This is a genomic window from Streptomyces sp. NPDC086766 (assembly GCF_044746005.1).
In the GTDB taxonomy this organism is placed as follows: Bacteria; Actinomycetota; Actinomycetes; order Streptomycetales; family Streptomycetaceae; genus Streptomyces.
In genome coordinates this window covers 79,676-98,598 of sequence record NZ_JBIVBI010000016.1, presented here as the reverse complement: position 1 = coordinate 98,598, position 18,923 = coordinate 79,676, and the positions used below count along the sequence as shown (strand labels likewise).

General features: G+C 72.0%; 17 protein-coding genes. 15 read left to right on the top strand and 2 right to left on the bottom strand.

The window, feature by feature from the left end; genetic code table 11:
- Positions 1 to 62: 62 nt before the first annotated feature.
- Positions 63 to 728 (bottom strand): bifunctional DNA primase/polymerase, encoded by a 666-nt coding sequence (locus ACIPM1_RS26550; RefSeq protein ID WP_402438834.1) that lies wholly within the window; start codon positions 726 to 728, stop codon positions 63 to 65.
- A 447-nt stretch (positions 729 to 1,175) separates the two neighbouring features.
- Between ACIPM1_RS26550 and ACIPM1_RS26545 the strand changes: the two genes are divergently transcribed.
- From ACIPM1_RS26545 to ftsH, 6 genes are all read left to right on the top strand, one after another.
- Positions 1,176 to 2,660, top strand: a complete 1,485-nt coding sequence (locus ACIPM1_RS26545; protein ID WP_402438832.1) for a hypothetical protein — start codon at positions 1,176 to 1,178, stop codon at positions 2,658 to 2,660.
- Positions 2,661 to 3,042: 382 nt separating this feature from the next.
- Entirely contained in the window at positions 3,043 to 4,383 is a 1,341-nt protein-coding gene (locus tag ACIPM1_RS26540) for an ammonium transporter (protein WP_402438830.1), read from the top strand.
- Positions 4,380 to 4,718, top strand: coding sequence for a P-II family nitrogen regulator (locus ACIPM1_RS26535; RefSeq protein ID WP_039656487.1), 339 nt, complete (start codon positions 4,380 to 4,382; stop codon positions 4,716 to 4,718). Before ACIPM1_RS26540 ends, ACIPM1_RS26535 begins: the two co-directional genes overlap by 4 nt.
- A 25-nt stretch (positions 4,719 to 4,743) precedes the next feature.
- Positions 4,744 to 7,203, top strand: coding sequence for a [protein-PII] uridylyltransferase (locus ACIPM1_RS26530; RefSeq protein ID WP_402438828.1), 2,460 nt, complete (start codon positions 4,744 to 4,746; stop codon positions 7,201 to 7,203).
- Between the two features lie 81 nt (positions 7,204 to 7,284).
- On the top strand, positions 7,285 to 8,832 hold the full coding sequence (gene ffh, locus ACIPM1_RS26525; RefSeq protein ID WP_402438827.1) for a signal recognition particle protein: 1,548 nt from the start codon (positions 7,285 to 7,287) through the stop codon (positions 8,830 to 8,832).
- Between the two features lie 138 nt (positions 8,833 to 8,970).
- Positions 8,971 to 10,911, top strand: coding sequence for an ATP-dependent zinc metalloprotease FtsH (gene ftsH, locus ACIPM1_RS26520; RefSeq protein ID WP_402438825.1), 1,941 nt, complete (start codon positions 8,971 to 8,973; stop codon positions 10,909 to 10,911).
- 31 nt (positions 10,912 to 10,942) lie between these two features.
- Here ftsH and ACIPM1_RS26515 read toward each other — a convergent pair whose 3' ends face one another.
- Entirely contained in the window at positions 10,943 to 11,800 is an 858-nt protein-coding gene (locus tag ACIPM1_RS26515) for an SAM-dependent methyltransferase (protein ID WP_402438823.1), read from the bottom strand.
- Between the two features lie 646 nt (positions 11,801 to 12,446).
- Here ACIPM1_RS26515 and ACIPM1_RS26510 point away from each other — a divergent pair.
- The 9 genes from ACIPM1_RS26510 (at position 12,447) to lepB (ACIPM1_RS26470) (ending at position 18,846) form a co-directional block, all read left to right on the top strand.
- Positions 12,447 to 13,043 carry a hypothetical protein gene (locus ACIPM1_RS26510; RefSeq protein ID WP_356191701.1) on the top strand — a complete coding sequence of 199 codons (597 nt, stop codon included), beginning with the start codon at positions 12,447 to 12,449 and terminating at the stop codon, positions 13,041 to 13,043.
- A gap of 350 nt (positions 13,044 to 13,393) precedes the next feature.
- Positions 13,394 to 13,816 (top strand): 30S ribosomal protein S16, encoded by a 423-nt coding sequence (gene rpsP, locus ACIPM1_RS26505; protein ID WP_356191704.1) that lies wholly within the window; start codon positions 13,394 to 13,396, stop codon positions 13,814 to 13,816.
- 5 nt (positions 13,817 to 13,821) lie between these two features.
- On the top strand, positions 13,822 to 14,061 hold the full coding sequence (locus ACIPM1_RS26500; protein ID WP_030612780.1) for an RNA-binding protein: 240 nt from the start codon (positions 13,822 to 13,824) through the stop codon (positions 14,059 to 14,061).
- Positions 14,062 to 14,142: 81 nt separating this feature from the next.
- Positions 14,143 to 14,691 (top strand): ribosome maturation factor RimM, encoded by a 549-nt coding sequence (gene rimM / locus ACIPM1_RS26495; protein ID WP_356191708.1) that lies wholly within the window; start codon positions 14,143 to 14,145, stop codon positions 14,689 to 14,691.
- Entirely contained in the window at positions 14,691 to 15,524 is an 834-nt protein-coding gene (gene trmD / locus ACIPM1_RS26490) for a tRNA (guanosine(37)-N1)-methyltransferase TrmD (RefSeq protein ID WP_402438819.1), read from the top strand. The genes rimM and trmD overlap by 1 nt, the downstream gene beginning before the upstream one ends.
- A gap of 134 nt (positions 15,525 to 15,658) precedes the next feature.
- Complete coding sequence (rplS, locus tag ACIPM1_RS26485; RefSeq protein WP_356191714.1) at positions 15,659 to 16,009, top strand: 50S ribosomal protein L19; 351 nt, start codon at positions 15,659 to 15,661, stop codon at positions 16,007 to 16,009.
- 45 nt (positions 16,010 to 16,054) lie between these two features.
- Positions 16,055 to 16,861 (top strand): signal peptidase I, encoded by an 807-nt coding sequence (lepB, locus tag ACIPM1_RS26480; RefSeq protein ID WP_402438817.1) that lies wholly within the window; start codon positions 16,055 to 16,057, stop codon positions 16,859 to 16,861.
- A complete protein-coding gene (gene lepB, locus ACIPM1_RS26475) occupies positions 16,854 to 17,948 on the top strand; it encodes a signal peptidase I (RefSeq protein WP_356191719.1) in 1,095 nt (364 codons plus the stop codon). Before lepB (ACIPM1_RS26480) ends, lepB (ACIPM1_RS26475) begins: the two co-directional genes overlap by 8 nt.
- Complete coding sequence (gene lepB / locus ACIPM1_RS26470) at positions 17,836 to 18,846, top strand: signal peptidase I (RefSeq protein WP_402438815.1); 1,011 nt, start codon at positions 17,836 to 17,838, stop codon at positions 18,844 to 18,846. Before lepB (ACIPM1_RS26475) ends, lepB (ACIPM1_RS26470) begins: the two co-directional genes overlap by 113 nt.
- Positions 18,847 to 18,923 lie beyond the last annotated feature (77 nt).

The following is an 18,923-nucleotide window of genomic DNA, read 5'->3' as shown; positions in this document are numbered from 1 at the left end:
GAGCCGGTGGGCGAAGCCGTCGGGCCGGACGGGCCGCGGACGGATCCCGTCGTTCCGTGGGGTTACGCCCGGGACCGGTGCGCCACGTAGGCCAGGGTGCCCAGGAGCAGGCGGGCCTCCGGGGGCTGCGCCGTGTCCAGGGCGGGTGGGCGCAGCCAGCGCACCGGGCCGAGGCCGCCCCGGTCGGAGGGCGGTGCGGTGATGTACGTGCCCGGGCCCAGGCCGCGCAGGTCGAGGGAGCCGGGGTCGTCCCAGCCCATGCGGTAGAGCAGTCCGGTCAGTTCGACGGCGGCGCCGGGGGCGACGAAGAAGTGCGCGCGCCCGTCCGGCGTCGCGGCCACCGGGCCGAGCGGAAGGCCCATGCGCTCCAGCCGGGTCAGGGCGCCCCGCCCCGCCGGCTCGGCCACCTCGATCACGTCGAAGGCGCGTCCGACCGCCAGCATCACCGCGGCCCCGGGCATCTCCGCCCAGGCCCTGCTCACCTCGTCGAGGGTGGCCCCGGCCGGGATCTCGGGCGCGAAGTCCAGGGGGTGGGCGCCCGGTGCGGGACAGTCGGTGCGGCCGCAGGAGCAGGCGCCGCCCGCGGTCCGCGCGCCCCGCACCACGGGCCAGCCCCACAGCCCGGTGTACTCGGCAACCGCCGTGCACTCCTCCGCCGAGCGGTACGACCGGCCGCGCCGCCGCGCGCCGGAGCGGATCTCGCGCATCCCGCCGATCGTGAACCCCATGCCCCCTCCAACGGCTCCGGCGCCTCGATGGTTACGGGGCGGAAGCGGATCGTGACTCTCCGTCCCCGCCCCCTCCCCGGCGTGGCCGGGTTCAGGCGGCGCCCGGCAGCGCCCCGGGTGGTGCGTTCCGTGGTGCGCGCCCTCCCGTGCCCCGCTCCGCCCGCCCGCTGTTGTCCTATGTCAAGTGAATCGCGCCCTGGCCACCGAGAGTTCATTCGAAGGGGTGGCGAATGGTGGCGTTTCCGGGATCGCTGTGGCTGGACGGGTGATCGTAGGATTACTGTGAGTGTGCGAGGCCTGGGGCACGTGCACTCGTGGGTATGCCGGAGGCAAGTCGGCAGTCCGTTCGAAGGGTGAGAAGCGGCGGACGGACGGCCGTATTGACGGGCATTCTGATAGGGCTTGGCGCACTCGGCGACAAGTGGTCTCAGGGATGGGGGCGTTCCAGTGAGCGGCAACGGCGGTGGCGGTACGAACGCTGCGAGCGCGGACAGGCGCCCCAACGAGCTGCTCACTTCCTGGTTCGTGCGCAGCGGCTGGTCCAAGGGCGAGCTGGCCCGCCAAGTCAACCGCCGGGCACGCCAGTTGGGCGCGAACCACATCTCCACCGACACCTCGCGCGTACGGCGCTGGCTGGACGGGGAGAACCCGCGCGAGCCGATTCCCAGGATTCTGTCGGAGCTGTTCTCCGAGCGCTTCGGCTGTGTGGTGTCGGTGGAGGACCTCGGCCTGCGCGCCGCCCGCCCCTCGCCCTCCGCGATCGGGGTGGACCTGCCGTGGACGGGCCCGCAGACCGTGGCCCTGCTCGGCGAGTTCTCGCGCAGCGACCTGATGCTGGCGCGGCGCGGCTTCCTCGGGAGCTCGCTGGCCCTGTCCGCGGGCCCGTCCCTCATCGAGCCGTTGCAGCGCTGGCTCGTGCCCTCCCCGCCCGCACCGCTCCAGGAGCCCGAGCCGCCGGCCGCCTCCCGCCGCCCCGGCCGGCTCTCCCGGCCCGAGCTGGAGCTGCTGGAGTCCACCACCGTGATGTTCCGTCAGTGGGACGCCCAGTGCGGCGGCGGCCTGCGCCGCAAGGCGGTCGTCGGCCAGCTGCACGAGGTGACCGACCTCCTCCAGGAACCCCAGCCCGAGGCCACCACCCGCCGTCTGTTCAAGGTCGCCGCCGAACTGGCCGAACTGGCGGGGTGGATGAGCTACGACGTCGGGCTCCAGCCCACCGCGCAGAAGTACTTCGTGCTCGCCCTGCACGCCGCCAAGGAGGCCGGCGACAAGCCGCTCGGCTCCTACGTGCTGTCCAGCATGAGCCGCCAGATGATCCACCTCGGCCGCCCCGAGGACGCCCTGGAGCTCATCCACCTCGCGCAGTACGGCAGCCGCGACTGCGCGAGCCCGCGCACCCAGTCCATGCTGTATGCGATGGAGGCCCGCGCCTACGCCAACATGGGCCAGCCCGGCCGGTGCAAGCGGGCGGTGCGGATGGCCGAGGACTCCTTCGCCGACGCCGGGGACTGGGACGAGCCGGACCCCGACTGGATCCGCTTCTTCTCCGAGGCCGAGCTGCACGGCGAGAACTCCCACTCCTTCCGCGACCTCGCCTACGTCGCCGGCCGCAGCCCCACGTACGCCTCGCTGGCCGAGCCGCTGATGGAGAAGGCGGTGCGGCTCTTCGCCGACGACCACGAGCACCAGCGGTCGTACGCGCTGAACCTGATCGGCATGGCCACCGTCCACCTGCTGCGGCGCGAGCCCGAGCAGAGCACGGAGTACGCGACGCGGGCCATGCGGATCGCCAAGAAGGTCCGCTCCGAACGGGTGAACACCCGTATCCGCAAGACCGTCGACAACGCGGTGCGCGACTACGGGGATCTCGCCGAGGTCGTCGATCTCACCGAGCAGCTCGCCGTCGAGCTGCCGGAGACCGCCGAGGCGGTCTGACCCCCACCCGGACCCACCAGACCCCGGCCGCGGCCGGCCCTCCCGAACTGCCCGACTCGGCTCCCCCATGCCAGGTCATCGGAAGGCCGCCGCGGCCGGTTCCCTTTCGCGCGGAGAAGGTCGCGTCGCGCCTTCCCGCGGAGAAGGTCGCGCCTTCCCGTGGAGAAGGTTGCGCCACGATAACGATCGCGCGGCCGGGCATCTCGCAATTCATCCACGCGTAACACACAGGGCGCCTTCGTCACTGCGGCGAAACAACGAGGGGCGTCGACCGAAACCACGCTGCGCCAATCTCAGGGCGCATAACCGGCCCACCCCTCAACCGACCGCACAGCTCAGGCTTCGCCCGCACGGGGCCGTACCAACCGACGAGGAGACGCCGATGGCACCAGCCATCATGCTTGCGGCGGACGCACCCAAGCTGTCGTCCGCCAACACAGGCTTCATGTTGATCTGTTCCGCCCTGGTGATGCTGATGACCCCGGGCCTCGCCTTCTTCTACGGGGGCATGGTCCGCGTCAAGAGCACGCTGAACATGCTGATGATGTCCTTCATCAGCCTGGGCATAGTGACCGTCCTGTGGGTGCTGTACGGCTTCTCGATGGCCTTCGGCACCGACAAGGGCTCGCTCCTCGGCTGGACCGGCGGCTACGTCGGCTTCAGCGGGATCGGCAAGACGGACCTCTGGCCCGGCTACACCATCCCGGTCTTCGTCTTCGCCGTGTTCCAGCTGATGTTCGCGATCATCACGCCGGCCCTCATCAGCGGTGCGCTGGCCGACCGCGTGAAGTTCACCGCCTGGTCCCTGTTCCTCGTGCTGTGGGTCACGATCGTGTACTTCCCGGTCGCCCACTGGGTCTGGGGCACGGGCGGCTGGGCCTTCGAGCTCGGGGTGATCGACTTCGCCGGCGGTACCGCGGTCCACATCAACGCCGGTGCGGCGGCGCTCGGCGTGATCCTCGTCATCGGCAAGCGCGTCGGCTTCAAGAAGGACCCGATGCGCCCGCACAGCCTTCCGCTGGTCATGCTCGGCGCGGGCCTGCTGTGGTTCGGCTGGTTCGGCTTCAACGCGGGCTCCTGGCTCGGCAACGACGACGGCGTGGGCCCGCTGATGTTCGTCAACACCCAGGTCGCCACCGGCGCGGCCATGCTCGCCTGGCTCGCCTACGAGAAGATCCGGCACGGCGCGTTCACCACGCTGGGCGCCGCCTCCGGAGCAGTCGCCGGCCTGGTCGCTATCACCCCGTCCGGCGGTGCCGTCTCCCCGCTCGGCGCGATCGCGGTCGGAGCCATCGCCGGTGTCCTGTGCGCCATGGCGGTCGGCCTGAAGTACAGGTTCGGCTACGACGACTCGCTCGACGTGGTCGGCGTGCACATGGTCGGCGGAGTCGCCGGCTCCCTGCTGATCGGCTTCTTCGCCAGCGGCAAGGGCCAGTCCGACGTGAAGGGCCTCTTCTACGGCGGCGGCCTGGACCAGTTCTGGAAGCAGTGCGCCGGCGTGTTCGCGGTCCTCGCCTACTCCCTGATCGCCTCCGCGGTCCTCGCCTTCGTCCTCGACAGGACGATCGGCATGAGGGTCGCCGAGGACGAGGAGATCTCCGGCATCGACCAGGCCGAGCACGCCGAGACCGCATACGACTTCAGCGGCGCGGGTGGCGGCGTCATCGGCACCGTCGCCGCCACGGCCCCGGCCGCCGCGCAGAGCAAGAAGGTGGACGCATGAAGCTCATCACCGCCGTCGTGAAGCCCCACCGGCTCGACGAGATCAAGGAGGCCCTGCAGGCCTTCGGCGTCCACGGCCTGACGGTCACCGAGGCCAGCGGCTACGGTCGTCAGCGGGGACACACCGAGGTGTACCGCGGTGCCGAGTACACCGTCGACCTGGTGCCCAAGATCCGTATCGAGGTGCTGGCCGAGGACGACGACGCCGAGCAGCTGATCGAGGTCGTGGTCAAGGCGGCCCGCACGGGCAAGATCGGTGACGGCAAGGTCTGGTCCCTCCCGGTCGAGACGGCCGTCCGGGTGCGGACCGGCGAGCGCGGTCCGGACGCGCTCTGAACGGCTGAAGGACAGGAGTCGCCGGGTGACGAGGACGAACGTGCGGAACGAAGCAGAGGACTCGGGACCCGGCGGGTACGCGGCGGCCCGGCTGCGCCTCCTCACCGAGGGGGCGCGGTCCGGGCCGCCGCGCCGTGCGGCCCTCGCCGAACTGACCGACGACTGGCTGTCCGGCCTGTTCACCTCCGCGGCCGGGGCGCTGCGCGGGGTGTCCCTGGTCGCCGTCGGCGGATACGGCCGCGGGGAGCTGTCCCCGCGCAGCGACCTCGACCTGCTCCTGCTGCACGACGGCGGCGACTCCGGCGCGGTCGCCGCCCTGGCCGACCGCGTCTGGTACCCGGTCTGGGACCTCGGCCTCGACCTCGACCACTCGGTCCGCACCCCGGCCGAGGCCCGCAGGACGGCCGGCGAGGACCTCAAGGTCCAGCTGGGCCTGCTGGACGCCCGGCACATCGCGGGCGACCTAGGCCTGACGGCGGGCCTGCGCACCGCGGTCCTCGCCGACTGGCGCAACCAGGCGCCGAAACGTCTCCCCGAACTCCAGGAGCTGTGCTCCGGACGCGCCGAACGCCAGGGCGAGCTCCAGTTCCTGCTGGAGCCCGACCTGAAGGAGGCCCGCGGCGGCCTGCGTGACGCCACCGCGCTGCGCGCCGTGGCCGCCTCCTGGCTGGCCGACGCCCCGCGCGAGGGCCTCGCCGACGCCCGCCGCCGGCTGCTCGACGTGCGCGACGCCCTGCACCTGACGACCGGGCGCGCCACCGACCGGCTCGCGCTCCAGGAGCAGGACCAGGTCGCGGCCGAGCTGGGCCTGCTGGACGCCGACACCCTGCTGCGGCAGGTCTACGAATCGGCCCGGGTCGTCTCGTACGCCAGTGACGTCACCTGGCGCGAGGTGGGGCGGGTGCTGAGGTCGCGCGCGGTGCGGCCGAGGCTCCGCGCCCTGATGGGCGGGGGGAAACCGGTCGCCGAGCGGTCGCCGCTCGCCGAGGGGGTCGTGGAGCAGGACGGCGAGGTGGTGCTGGCCCGGGCCGCGCGCCCCGAACGCGACCCCGTGCTTCCGCTGCGCGCCGCGGCCGCCGCCGCGCAGGCCGGACTGCCGCTCTCCCTGCACGCCGTACGGCGCATGGCGGCCTCCGTGCGCCCGCTGCCCACGCCCTGGCCCGCCGAGGCCCGCGAGCAGCTCGTCACCCTGCTCGGTTCCGGCCGCCCCACCGTCGAGGTCTGGGAGGCCCTGGAGGCCGAGGGCCTGGTCACCCGCCTGCTGCCCGACTGGGAGCGGGTGCGCTGCCGCCCGCAGCGCAACGCCGTGCACCTGTGGACCGTCGACCGGCATCTGATCGAGACCGCGGTGCGCGCCTCCGAGCTGACCCGCCGGGTCAGCCGCCCCGACCTGCTCCTGGTCGCCGCGCTGCTGCACGACATCGGCAAGGGCTGGCCGGGCGACCACTCGGTGGCCGGCGAGATCATCGCCCAGGACGTGGCGGCCCGGATCGGCTTCGACCGCGCGGACGTGACCGTGCTCGCCACCCTCGTCCGCCACCACCTGCTGCTCGTCGAGACCGCCACCCGGCGCGACCTGGAGGACCCGGCCACCGTCCGCTCGGTCGCCGAGGCGGTCGGCACCCAGAGCACCCTGGAACTGCTGCACGCCCTGACCGAGGCGGACGCCCTCGCCACCGGCCCCGCCGCCTGGTCGTCCTGGCGCGGCTCCCTGGTCGCGGACCTCGTCCGGCGGGTCTCCGCGGTCCTCGCCGGGGACGTGCCCGACGAGCCCGAGCCCACCGCAGTGCCCACCGCCGAGCAGGAGCGGCTCGCCGTCGAGGCGATCCGCACCGGTGGCCCGGTGCTGGCGCTGCGGGCCCAGACCGAGCCGCCCACCGAGGAGGAGGCGGCCGCCGCGCGGGAGCCCGAGCCGCTCGGCGTGGAACTGCTCATCGCCGTCCCCGACCAGCCCGGCGTCCTGCCCTCGGTCGCCGGTGTCCTCGCGATGCACCGGCTCACCGTCCGCACGGCCGAGCTGCGCGCCCTGGAGCTCCCGCACGGCGTCGACGACGGCGCCGTCCTGCTCCTGAACTGGCGGGTCGCCGCCGAGTACGGCTCCCTGCCCCAGGCCACCCGGCTGCGCGCCGACCTCGTGCGCGCCCTCGACGGCTCCCTGGACATCGCGGGCCGCCTCGCCGAACGGGACGCGGCCTACCCGCGCCGCAGGGGCGTGGTGCCGCCCCCCGCGCGCGTGAAGGTCGCGCCCGCCGCCTCCCGGCACGCCACGGTGATCGAGGTCCGCGCCCAGGACGCGCCCGGGCTTCTGTTCCGCATCGGCCGGGCGCTGGAGGACGCCAAGGTCCGGGTGCGCAGCGCGCACGTGTCCACCCTGGGCGCCAACGCCGTGGACGCCTTCTACGTCACCGGGCCGGCGGGTCTCCCGCTGCCGGGCGAGGAGGCGGCGACCGTGGCGCGGCGGCTGGAGGAGACGCTGCGCGCATGACCGTGACCCGGTTTTGTCCGGCCGGGATACCCTGGAGGGCGATTCTCCCAGCCATCCCCGACCCCGAGGACCGCGAGCGCCGTGTTCGACACTCTCTCCGATCGCCTGTCAGCGACTTTCAAGAATCTGCGCGGCAAGGGACGGCTCTCCGAGGCGGACATCGACGCCACCGCGCGCGAGATCCGCATCGCGCTCCTCGAGGCGGACGTGGCCCTGCCCGTCGTCCGGGCGTTCATCAAGAACGTCAAGGAGCGTGCCCTCGGCGCCGAGGTGTCCCGCGCCCTGAACCCGGCCCAGCAGGTTCTGAAGATCGTCAACGATGAACTGGTCACCATCCTCGGCGGCGAGACCCGGCGCCTGCGCTTCGCCAAGCAGCCGCCCACCGTGATCATGCTCGCGGGTCTGCAGGGTGCCGGTAAGACCACCCTCGCGGGCAAGCTCGGACGCTGGCTCAAGGAGCAGGGCCACTCGCCGCTGCTGGTCGCGGCCGACCTCCAGCGCCCGAACGCGGTCAACCAGCTGAGCGTCGTCGCCGAGCGCGCCGGCGTCGCCGTCTACGCGCCCGAGCCGGGCAACGGCGTCGGCGACCCGATCAAGGTCGCCAAGGATTCCATCGAGCACGCGCGGACCAAGGTCCACGACATCGTCATCGTGGACACCGCCGGCCGCCTCGGCATCGACCAGGAGATGATGCAGCAGGCCGCGGACATCCGGGACGCGGTCTCGCCGGACGAGATCCTCTTCGTCGTCGACGCGATGATCGGTCAGGACGCCGTCAACACGGCGGAGGCCTTCCGCGACGGCGTCGGCTTCGACGGCGTGGTGCTCTCCAAGCTCGACGGCGACGCCCGCGGTGGCGCGGCCCTGTCGATCCGGCACATGACCGGCAAGCCGATCATGTTCGCCTCGAACGGCGAGAAGCTCGACGACTTCGACGCCTTCCACCCGGACCGGATGGCCTCCCGCATCCTCGACATGGGTGACCTGCTCACCCTCATCGAGCAGGCGGAGAAGACGTTCAGCCAGGAAGAGGCCGAGAAGATGGCCTCCAAGCTGGCGTCCAAGAAGGGCCAGGACTTCACCCTGGACGACTTCCTGGCCCAGATGGAGCAGGTCAGGAAGATGGGCTCCATCTCCAAGCTGCTCGGCATGCTCCCGGGCATGGGCCAGATCAAGGACCAGATCAACAACCTCGACGAGCGGGACGTCGACCGCACCGCCGCGATCATCAAGTCGATGACCCCGGGCGAGCGCCAGGACCCGACGATCATCAACGGCTCCCGCCGCGCCCGTATCGCCAAGGGCTCCGGCGTCGAGGTCAGCGCCGTGAAGAACCTGGTCGAGCGGTTCTTCGAGGCCCGCAAGATGATGTCCCGCATGGCCCAGGGCGGCGGGATGCCCGGCATGCCGGGGATCCCGGGCATGGGCGGCGGCCCCGGCCGGACGAAGAAGCAGCCGAAGAAGGCCAAGGGCAAGCAGCGCTCCGGCAACCCGATGAAGCGCAAGCAGCAGGAGCAGGAGGAGGCCGCCCGCCGCGCCGCCGCGGCCCAGGGCGGCGCCCTCGGGCTGCCGCAGCAGGGCGGTCAGGACTTCGAACTGCCGGACGAGTTCAAGAAGTTCATGGGCTGACGCACACCGCGGCCCGACGACGTCGAGGGCGCCCCCGGTCCACGGGGGCGCCCTCGACGCGTGCCGGGACCCCGCGGGTCCCCGGGGCCGCGCGCTCAGCGCGTGCCGGGACCCCGCGGGTGCCGTACCGTCCGAGGTATGAGCGATGCCGCGCCGCGCCGCGACGGCCCCGACCGGCCGTGGCGCACCGAGGGCACCCCGGACGAGACGCCCAGGCGGTCCGGTGGCAGGAGGATGCGGTGGTGGGGCCTGCTCGTCACCGCGGTCGTGGTCTTCCTGCTGGCCTATGTGGGGCTGACCTACTTCAACCGGGGCAACGAACCGACGGTCTCGTACACGGAGTTCAGCCGGCAGGTCGACGCCGGCAACGTCGCCAGGATCTACTCCAAGGGCGACGCGATCCAGGGCGAGCTCAAGACCGCGCGGGCCAATCCGGACGGGGGCGCGAAGTACACCAAGTTCCGCACCCAGCGCCCGGCCTTCGCGCAGGACCGGCTCTGGCAGAGCCTGACCAGCCACGGCGTGACGGTCACCGCGCGCCCGGTCGTGCAGGAGCGCAGCCTCCTGTCCAACCTGCTGATCTCGCTGATCCCCATCGCGGTGCTGGTGGCGCTGTGGATCTTCATCGCGCGGCGGTTCGGTCCCGGCGGCCTCGGCGGTCCCGGCGGGATGCTCGGCCGCAAGACCCCGCCGAAACCCGTCGAGCTGCGGCCGGGTACCCAGCGCACGACGTTCGCCGACGTGGCCGGCATCGACGAGGTCAAGGGCGAGCTGGACGACGTCGTCGACTTCCTGGAGCATCCCGACGCCTACCGCAGGATGGGCGCGAAGATGCCGCGCGGCGTGCTGCTCGCGGGCCCGCCCGGCACCGGCAAGACCCTGCTGGCGCGCGCGGTGGCGGGCGAGGCGGGCGTGCCGTTCTTCTCCGCCTCCGCGTCCGAGTTCATCGAGATGATCGTCGGTGTCGGCGCCTCCCGCGTGCGGGAGTTGTTCGCCGAGGCCCGCAAGGTGGCGCCGTCGATCATCTTCATCGACGAGATCGACACCATCGGCCGGGTCCGCGGCGCCGGCGCCTCCGTGAGCGGCCACGACGAGCGCGAGCAGACCCTGAACCAGATCCTCACCGAGATGGACGGCTTCTCCGGCTCGGAGGGCGTGGTCGTCATCGCGGCGACCAACCGCGCCGACATCCTCGACCCGGCGCTGACCCGGCCCGGACGCTTCGACCGGGTCGTCAACGTCTCCCCGCCGGACCGCGCCGGGCGCGAGTCGATCCTCGCGATCCACACCCGCCGCATCCCGCTCGACACGGACGTGGACCTGGCCCAGCTGGCGCGGACGACCCCCGGCATGACCGGCGCGGACCTGGCCAACCTCGCCAACGAGGCCGCCCTGCTCGCGGTCAAGCGGAAGCAGGAGACGGTGACCCAGTCGGACCTGTCCGAGGCGCTGGAGAAGGTGCAGCTGGGCGCCGAGCGGGCCCTGGTGATGCCGGAGGAGGACCGTCGGCGCACCGCGTACCACGAGAGCGGGCACGCCCTGCTGGGCATGCTCCAGCCCGGCGCCGACCCCGTCCGCAAGGTCACCATCGTGCCCCGCGGCCGGGCGCTGGGCGTGACGCTCTCGACCCCCGAGTCGGAGCGGTACGCGCACTCGGAGGAGTACCTGCGCGGCCGCATCATCGGCGCCCTCGGCGGCATGGCGGCCGAGTACGTGGTCTACGGGGTGGTCACCACGGGCTCCGAGAGCGACCTGGAACAGGTCACCAACATCGCGCGCGGCATGGTCGCCCGCTGGGGCATGAGCGAGCGGGTGGGCCGGCTGTCCGCCCTGCCGAGCGACGCGCAGCAGGCGTACGGGCTGTCGGCCGCCCCGCGGACCCTGGACGTGATCGACGACGAGATGCGGCGCCTCGTCGAGGAGTGCTACGACGAGGCCTGCCACAAGCTCCGGGTCCACCGCCGGCAACTCGACGCCCTGACGGAGTCCCTGCTGGAGAACGAGACCCTGGAGGAGGCCGACGCCTACCGGATCGCCGGAATCCCGCGCACGAACACGAAGAAGAACGCGGACGCCTAGGACGTGTCCGTAGGCCGTACTGGCACAGGCCTCACGTGGTCCGCGCGATCAGGTACCGGAACACGTTCGGCATCCATACCGTGCCGTCCTGCCGCCGGTGCGCGTGCAGCGCCTCCGTCAGCTCCTTGTCGATCTGTGCCTGGTCGGCCGTCCCGTCCGCCGCGTCGAACAGCCCGGTCGACTTCAGGCCGCGCACGGCGCTGTCCACGTCGGCGTAGCCGAAGGGGCAGGAGACCCGGCCGGAGCCGTCCGGCCGCAGCCCGGCCCGCTGGGCCACCTCCTCGAGATCGTCCCGCAGGGTGGGCCGCCGGCCGCCCGGACCGCGCTGCGGGTCGGCCGGTTTCGCCGCCACCCGCAGCACGGACGACGTGGCGCAGCGCTCCGGCGGGCCCCAGCCGGCCAGCACGACCGCCGCCCCGCGCTCCGCGAGCGGCGTCGCCGCGGCGAGCAGCTCGCCCAGCCCCTCGGCGTCGCCCGCCAGATACCCGATGGGCTCGAAGGCGGTCACCACGGTGAACGCGGGGCCCTCCGCGTCGGCGGCGTCCCGCGGCGACCCGTGGACGATCCGGGCCCGCGCGCGCGGGCGCCGGTCCCACGACTGCGGCAGCAGCCGCTGCCGGGCCAGAGCGAGGCGTTCGGGGCCGGCGGAGTCGACACCGGTCACCGCCGCCCCTCTGGACGCCGCCATCAGCAGGGCGAGCCCGGAGCCGCAGCCGAGCCCGAGCAGCCGCGTGCCCGCGCCCACTTCCAGACGTTCGTAGACGGACTCGTAGAGCGGGACGAGCATCCGCTCCTGGATCTCGGACCAGTCACGCGCGCGTGCACGCTGATCCACGCGGGGCATTCGTCCCGCGTGACGTACGTGCTGTCGCACGAGCGTAGGTGTCATGGATAAGCGCCCCAATCGCCGACGAGAGTTCCCGCTGTGCCCGATTCCTGTGGCCCCCGTGCAGTGCGCTCGCACTCCCGTAGGCCAGCAAACTCCGCGCCTTCCCGTGCGTCCAGGGGTTGCGGGGCCCGGCTTGAGGGTTGCACATGCCAGCGGCGATATTTCACATTCCGGTAATACGAATGGCCTGAAAATGACCCGCGGCGGTGACGGCGCGTCGCGTTTGCCGCCGCGTGGCGTCCTGCTCCCGAGACCCCCTCGCGCGGTCGGGGACGGCCACGCGGTTTCGGCCAAGGTCCCCGCGCTGTCCGCCCGCCGTTCACGGGGCGGTGCCCCACGCCGGCGGCGCACCCGGTAACGTCACGGTCGTCGCGCGCGCTGACCGAGGTGTCCCCTCCCGGTCGGAGAGCGACCGAAACGCCTCTTGCGCACCGCCCGGTCGCAGCCGCACCGGAGCGTACGGATCTCCTACGCGCGGGACCGTACGCGGAACTACGCACCAGCTTGGTACGAGCTGTGAGGCTTCTCCGCAGATCAGCGCACCCGCCCTCGTCAGCACGCATCAGCGGCAACTGACGGGTACGTGCAAATTATTTGGGATGCCCCGGAATAGGAACACAGCGGCACCGAGGCTCGTTGTCATTACGTGAGCACGACACCACCTGTTCTCGCCGCAGAGCTGGCGCAGGCGTGGGCCGACATTCAGCGGTACCACCCCGAGCTGCCAGACCTTGCCGCGCCTGAGTCCCTGATCGGAGAGTCGTCGTCCGCGTGCGGTCACGAACTCTCCTTCGAGCGACTGCTCCATGAAGCAGTCCACGGCATCGCCGCCGCGCGCGGAGTCCGCGACACCTCGCGCGCCGGCCGCTACCACAACCGCAGGTTCCTCGCGATCGCCGAGGAGCTGGGCCTGGACCACCCCGAGGAGCCGCACCCGAGCAGCGGTTTCTCCCTGGTCACGCTCAGCCCCGAGGCGAAGCGGCGCTACCGACCGACCATCGAGCGCCTCCAGCGCGCGCTGAAGGCGCACACGGCGGCGACCGCCGCCGACACCGCCCGCAGCTTCCGCGGCCCGGCCGCCCGCCACGGCTCCTCCGGCGGCGGAGTCCGGGTCAAGGCGGTCTGCGACTGCGGCCGCAACGTACGGGTCGTCCCGTCGGTGCTGGCCCAGGCGCCGATCGTGTGCGGAGGCTGCGGCAAGCCGTTCCGCATCCCCGAGGTGGTCGGCGCGGCGGCAAGCTGACACCGCGGCTGCTCGTGGCAGCCGCGGTCGGCGCTTGTGGCGGGGCCCGCCGGTCCGCACCGTCCCGCGGGGGGTCGTGCCGCGGGACGGCACGCGGGGTGCCGGGGTGAGCAGTCGGCGTACGGCCGTCGCCGTGCCGCCGGGTGCTCCTCAGTCATGCCCGCGCACCCTTGCCGGCCCTCGGGGGAAAGGGCTCCGTGGGGTGTGGCACAATGGCAAGCTGTACTCGACAGCCGCACAGGACCCCTCTCTCCTCCGGCTGACGCGTCCGTCGGGCCACTCGGGTACCGCAGCCCCACGCGGCATTTCCGCAGTGCCCCACCACGTCAAAACCAGGAGAACCCACTCCCGTGGCAGTCAAGATCAAGCTGAAGCGTCTGGGCAAGATCCGTTCGCCTCACTACCGCATCGTCGTCGCCGACTCCCGCACCCGCCGTGACGGCCGGGCCATCGAGGAGATCGGTCTGTACCACCCGGTGCAGAACCCCTCGCGCATCGAGGTCAACGCCGAGCGCGTTGCGTACTGGCTCTCCGTCGGCGCCCAGCCGACCGAGCCCGTGCTCGCCATCCTGAAGAAGACCGGCGACTGGCAGAAGTTCAAGGGCGAGCCCGCCCCGGCCCCGCTGCTGCAGCCGCAGGAGAAGGCCACGCGTCCGTCGTTCGAGGCTCTCGGCGGCGAGGACGAGGGCAAGGGTGAGGCGATCACCCAGAAGAAGAAGGCCGAGAAGAAGGACGAGGCCGCCGCCGAGTCCTCCGAGTCCACCGAGGCCTGAGCAACATGCTCGAAGAGGCGCTTGAGCACCTCGTGAAGGGCATCGTCGACAACCCTGACGATGTGCAGGTCGCCTCGCGCAACCTGCGTCGCGGACGCGTGCTCGAGGTCCGGGTCCACCCCGACGACCTCGGCAAGGTGATCGGCCGCAACGGTCGCACCGCACGCGCCCTGCGCACCGTCGTGGGCGCCATCGGCGGCCGCGGCGTCCGGGTCGACCTCGTCGACGTGGACGACGTCCGCTGACGCTTATCGCAACCGGCTCGGGCCGGGGAGGGCCACTGGGCCGTCCCCGGCCCGCAGTCGTATGAACGGAGACCTGTAGAAGTGCAGCTGGTAGTCGCTCGCGTCGGCCGCGCCCACGGCATCAAGGGCGAGGTCACCGTGGAGGTGCGTACCGACGAGCCGGAGCTCAGGCTCGGGCCCGGCGCCGTCCTGGCCACCGACCCGGCCTCGGCCGGACCGCTCACCATCGAAACCGGCCGTGTCCACAGCGGCCGCCTCCTCCTGCGCTTCGAGGGCGTACGCGACCGCAACGCCGCCGAGGCGCTGCGCAACACCCTCCTGATCGCCGAGGTGGACCCGGCCGAGACGCCCGAGGAGGAGGACGAGTACTACGACCACCAGCTGATCGACCTGGACGTGGTCACCGAGGACGGCACGGAGGTCGGACGGATCACGGAGATCTCCCACCTGCCCTCGCAGGACCTCTTCATCGTCGAGCGGCCCGACGGCAGCGAGGTGATGATCCCGTTCGTGCAGGAGATCGTCACCGAGATCGACCTGGAGGAGCAGCGGGCGGTCGTCGCCCCGCCGCCCGGCCTGATCGACGACAGGGCGGAGATCGTGTCCTCCCGGGACGAGGACGAGTCCTGATGCGGCTCGACGTCGTCACGATCTTCCCCGAGTACCTCGAACCGCTGAACGTCTCCCTGGTGGGCAAGGCCCGCGCGCGCGGGCAGCTGGACGTGCGGGTGCACGACCTGCGGACCTGGACGTACGACCGGCACCACACGGTCGACGACACCCCCTACGGCGGCGGCCCGGGCATGGTCATGAAGACCGAGCCCTGGGGCGACGCCCTGGACACGGTCCTCGCCGACGGCTACGAGACCGGTGCCCGGGAGCCGGCCCTGATCGTCCCGACGCCCAGCGGCCGTCCCTTCACCCAGAAACTCGCCGTGGAGCTCTCCGAGCGCCCCTGGCTGATCTTCACGCCGGCCCGCTACGAGGGCATCGACCGGCGGGTGATGGACGAGTACGCGACCCGGATGCCGGTGTACGAGGTGTCCATCGGCGACTACGTCCTCGCCGGCGGCGAGGCCGCCGTGCTGGTCATCACGGAGGCCGTCGCCCGGCTGCTGCCCGGCGTCCTCGGCAACGCCGAGTCCCACCGGGACGACTCCTTCGCCCCGGGCGCCATGGCCGGCCTCCTGGAGGGCCCCGTCCACACCAAGCCGCCGAAGTGGCGCGGCCGGGACATCCCCGACGTGCTGCTCAGCGGCCACCACGGGAAGATCGCCCGCTGGCGCCGCGACGAGGCCCTGAAGCGGACGACCGCGAACCGGCCCGACCTCATCGAGCACTGCGCCCCCGGGGCCTTCGACAAGAAGGACCGGGAGATGCTGTCCATCCTGGGCTGGGAACCGGACCCGGAAGGGGAGCGGTACGGCCGATTTTGGCGCAGGACCGGGGGCGTGGAAGAATAGGCCGCTGTTGTGCGCCGTCCGGCGTGCGCCCCTGCCACAGGGGGACACGACGCCCGCCCCGACGGGCACAGCGCTCATCCCGAACACCTAGTTCCCGTTGATGACCTGTGGCATCAGCGAAGAAAGCAGACGAAATGTCTCACCTGCTCGACTCCGTCGACGCCGCGTCGCTGCGCGAGGACGTCCCCGCGTTCCGTCCGGGCGACACCGTCAACGTGCACGTGCGCGTCATCGAGGGCAACCGCTCCCGTGTCCAGCAGTTCAAGGGTGTGGTGATCCGCCGCCAGGGGGCCGGCGTCCGCGAGACCTTCACGGTCCGCAAGGTCTCCTTCTCTGTCGGCGTCGAGCGCACCTTCCCGGTGCACACCCCGATCGTGGAGAAGATCGAGCTCGTCACCCGCGGTGACGTGCGTCGCGCCAAGCTGTACTACCTCCGTGAGCTGCGCGGCAAGGCCGCGAAGATCAAGGAGAAGCGCGACAGCTGAGCGCCTTCCGGAGTCCGCGGCGGGGCCGGATAGCATCTGGCCCCGATGGACACCGAAGCACAGTCGACGGAGCGCGACCGCTCCTCCCGCCCCTCTGGATCCGGCAAGACCCCGGACACCGAGGGGCTGGAGGACCGGTCGCGTTTTTCGTTGGTCTCACGCGTCGCGGACTGGCTGCCGGGCGGGCGGATCACCCTGACCGTGTTCGTCTGTCTGGCCTCTTTGCTGCTCCTCAACACGTTCGTGGCGCAACCGTTCCAGATTCCGAGCGGATCCATGGAGCAGGGATTGAGGATCGGGGACCGCGTTCTCGTAAATAAGTTGGCGTACCGTTTCGGTGCCGGGCCGCGGCGGGGCGATGTCGTCGTGTTCGACGGCACCGGGTACTTCGGGGACGCCGACTACATCAAACGCGTCGTGGGCGTAGGGGGAGACCACGTGGTCTGCTGTGACAAGGACGGGAGGATCCGGGTGAACGGCCGGTCGGTCGACGAGTCGACATTCCTCCACCCCGGCGACAGTCCCTCCACGGTGCCCTTCGACGTCGTCGTGCCCGACGGCACCCTGTTCGTCCTCGGCGACCACCGCAGCGACTCCCGCGACTCCCGCGACCACCTCGGCTCACCCGGCGGAGGCATGATCCCCGTCGATGCGGTGATCGGCCGGGCCGAGGCCATCGTCTGGCCGTCCGGCCACTGGACCCGCCTGCACCGTCCGGGCGCCTACGCGCGCGTGCCCGCCGCCGCGGCGGACGTGCGCGTGCCGGTCGCCGCGGCGGACCGACCCGCCCCCGCGCGGCCGCACGCCACCGCGGTCGCGGGGCCGACGACCGCGGACGGTGCGTATGGGTAACCGCGGCAAACCACGCGGCGTCTCCGTCGACGCCGCCGAGAACCTCCTGCCCACCGGGGCCCGGCGCGCCGGCGCCCCGGCGGGCGGCGGCCGCAGCCGCGCCGAGCGCCGCAAGCTCCAGCGCAAGGTCAAGCGGAAGCGCAGGCGCTCCGCCGTGCGGGAGATACCGCTTCTGGTCGGCGTCGCCGTTCTCATCGCGCTGGTGCTGAAGACCTTCCTCGTCCAGGCCTTCGTGATCCCGTCCGGCTCCATGGAGCAGACGATCCGCATCGGCGACCGCGTCCTGGTCGACAAGCTGACCCCCTGGTTCGGCTCCAAGCCCCAGCGCGGTGACGTCGTGGTCTTCCACGACCCGGGCGGCTGGCTGGCGGGCGAGCAGACCCCGCCGAAGAACGACCCCGTCGTCGTCAAGCAGGTCAAGGAGGGTCTCACCTTCATCGGTCTGCTGCCGTCCGACAACGAGAAGGACCTCATCAAACGGGTCGTCGGCGTCGGCGGTGACCACGTCAAGTGCTGTGACGCCCAGGGACGCGTCACCGTCAACGGCGTTCCCCTGAACGAGGGGGGCTACCTCTATCCGGGCAACGCCCCGTCCGACGCGCGGTTCGACATCACCGTCCCCCCGGGCCGGCTGTGGGTGATGGGCGACCACCGGGGCAACTCCGCCGACTCCCGTGCCCACCAGGACACCCCTTACGGCGGCACGGTGGCCGAGAGTTCCGTGGTCGGCCGGGCCATGTTCATCGGCTGGCCGGTGGGCCACTGGACCACGCTGAAGGAACCTCCGACCTTCGCCTCGGTGTCCGACGCGACGGCCGGGTCGACCACCGCCGCCCGGCTGTCGCATAGGGTTGATCCCGACCATCCGAACGGATCGGTTCAGCTCCCGACCCCTGCGGAACTCCCGCTCGTTATGGGAGTGGTGGGCCTGCACCGGGCACGGTGCGGGCGGCGGCACGGAGTTAGGAGATGGCGTGGGGGATGTGGCGGTTGGCGCACGGTCCGGACACGACGGCGAGGAGCACCGCGGACGTCCCGTGGAAGCGGCGGTGTCCGCCGCGAACAACGCCGTGACCTCCGGGAGTGAGTCCGGAACACCCGAGGACGGCACGGTGACGGAGCAGAACCAGAGCGATGAACAGGGCGCCGACGGCGGGTCCCGGCAGCGGAACAAGCCGCGCTCCTTCTGGAAGGAGCTGCCCATTCTGATCGGTATCGCGCTGGTGCTGGCGCTGCTGATCAAGACCTTCCTCGTACAGGCGTTCTCCATCCCCTCGGACTCGATGCAGAACACCCTGCAGCGCGGCGACCGCGTCCTGGTCGACAAGCTGACCCCGTGGTTCGGCTCCGAGCCGAAGCGCGGCGAGGTCGTCGTCTTCCACGACCCGGACGACTGGCTCGCCGGCGAGCCGACCAGCAGCCCCAACGCGCTGCAGACCTTCCTCAGCTGGATCGGCCTGATGCCGTCCGCGGAGGAGAAGGACCTCATCAAGCGCGTCATCGGCGTCGGTGGCGACACCGTCGAGTGCGAGGGCACCGGCCCGCTCAAGGTCAACGGCAAGGCGCTCGACGAGCAGGCCTACGTGTACGCGGGCAACACCCCGTGCAGCCAGGACGACCAGGGCGGCCAGTTCAAGGTCACGGTGCCCCAGGGCTACATCTGGGTCATGGGCGACCACCGGCAGAACTCGCGCGACTCGCGCTACAACCAGAACGACAGGCACCACGGCATGGTCCCGGTGAACGAGGTCGTCGGCCGCGCCATCGTGAAGGCCTGGCCGATCAACCGCTGGGACACCCTGCCGGTTCCGGACACCTTCGACCAGCAGGGACTGCAGCAGCCCTCGGCGGCCGGCGCGCTGACGGTGGCCCCGCAGGGCGTGGCGCTCACCGCGGTGCTTCCGGTGGTCGTCTGGCGGCGCAGGCGGAGCGGCGCGGCGGAGTCCTGGAAGGCCGGGACCGTGACGGCGACGGGGAACCGCTGAGCCGACCGGCCCCGGACCGCCGGGCAGGGCCCGGGGGCATCGGCGCCGCCGGCGTTCGGATGCCCGCTTCCCGGGCT

Excerpts from the sequence above, each read along its gene's own strand:
- ACIPM1_RS26550 (WP_402438834.1), bottom strand. The coding sequence starts at position 728 with ATGGGGTTCACGATCGGCGGGATGCGCGAGATCCGCTCCGGCGCGCGG.
- ACIPM1_RS26540 (WP_402438830.1), top strand. The coding sequence starts at position 3,043 with ATGGCACCAGCCATCATGCTTGCGGCGGACGCACCCAAGCTGTCGTCC.
- ACIPM1_RS26535 (WP_039656487.1), top strand. The coding sequence starts at position 4,380 with ATGAAGCTCATCACCGCCGTCGTGAAGCCCCACCGGCTCGACGAGATC.
- ftsH (WP_402438825.1), top strand. The coding sequence starts at position 8,971 with ATGAGCGATGCCGCGCCGCGCCGCGACGGCCCCGACCGGCCGTGGCGC.
- ACIPM1_RS26515 (WP_402438823.1), bottom strand. The coding sequence starts at position 11,800 with ATGACACCTACGCTCGTGCGACAGCACGTACGTCACGCGGGACGAATG.
- ACIPM1_RS26500 (WP_030612780.1), top strand. The coding sequence starts at position 13,822 with ATGCTCGAAGAGGCGCTTGAGCACCTCGTGAAGGGCATCGTCGACAAC.
- trmD (WP_402438819.1), top strand. The coding sequence starts at position 14,691 with ATGCGGCTCGACGTCGTCACGATCTTCCCCGAGTACCTCGAACCGCTG.
- rplS (WP_356191714.1), top strand. The coding sequence starts at position 15,659 with ATGTCTCACCTGCTCGACTCCGTCGACGCCGCGTCGCTGCGCGAGGAC.
- lepB (WP_402438817.1), top strand. The coding sequence starts at position 16,055 with ATGGACACCGAAGCACAGTCGACGGAGCGCGACCGCTCCTCCCGCCCC.
- lepB (WP_356191719.1), top strand. The coding sequence starts at position 16,854 with ATGGGTAACCGCGGCAAACCACGCGGCGTCTCCGTCGACGCCGCCGAG.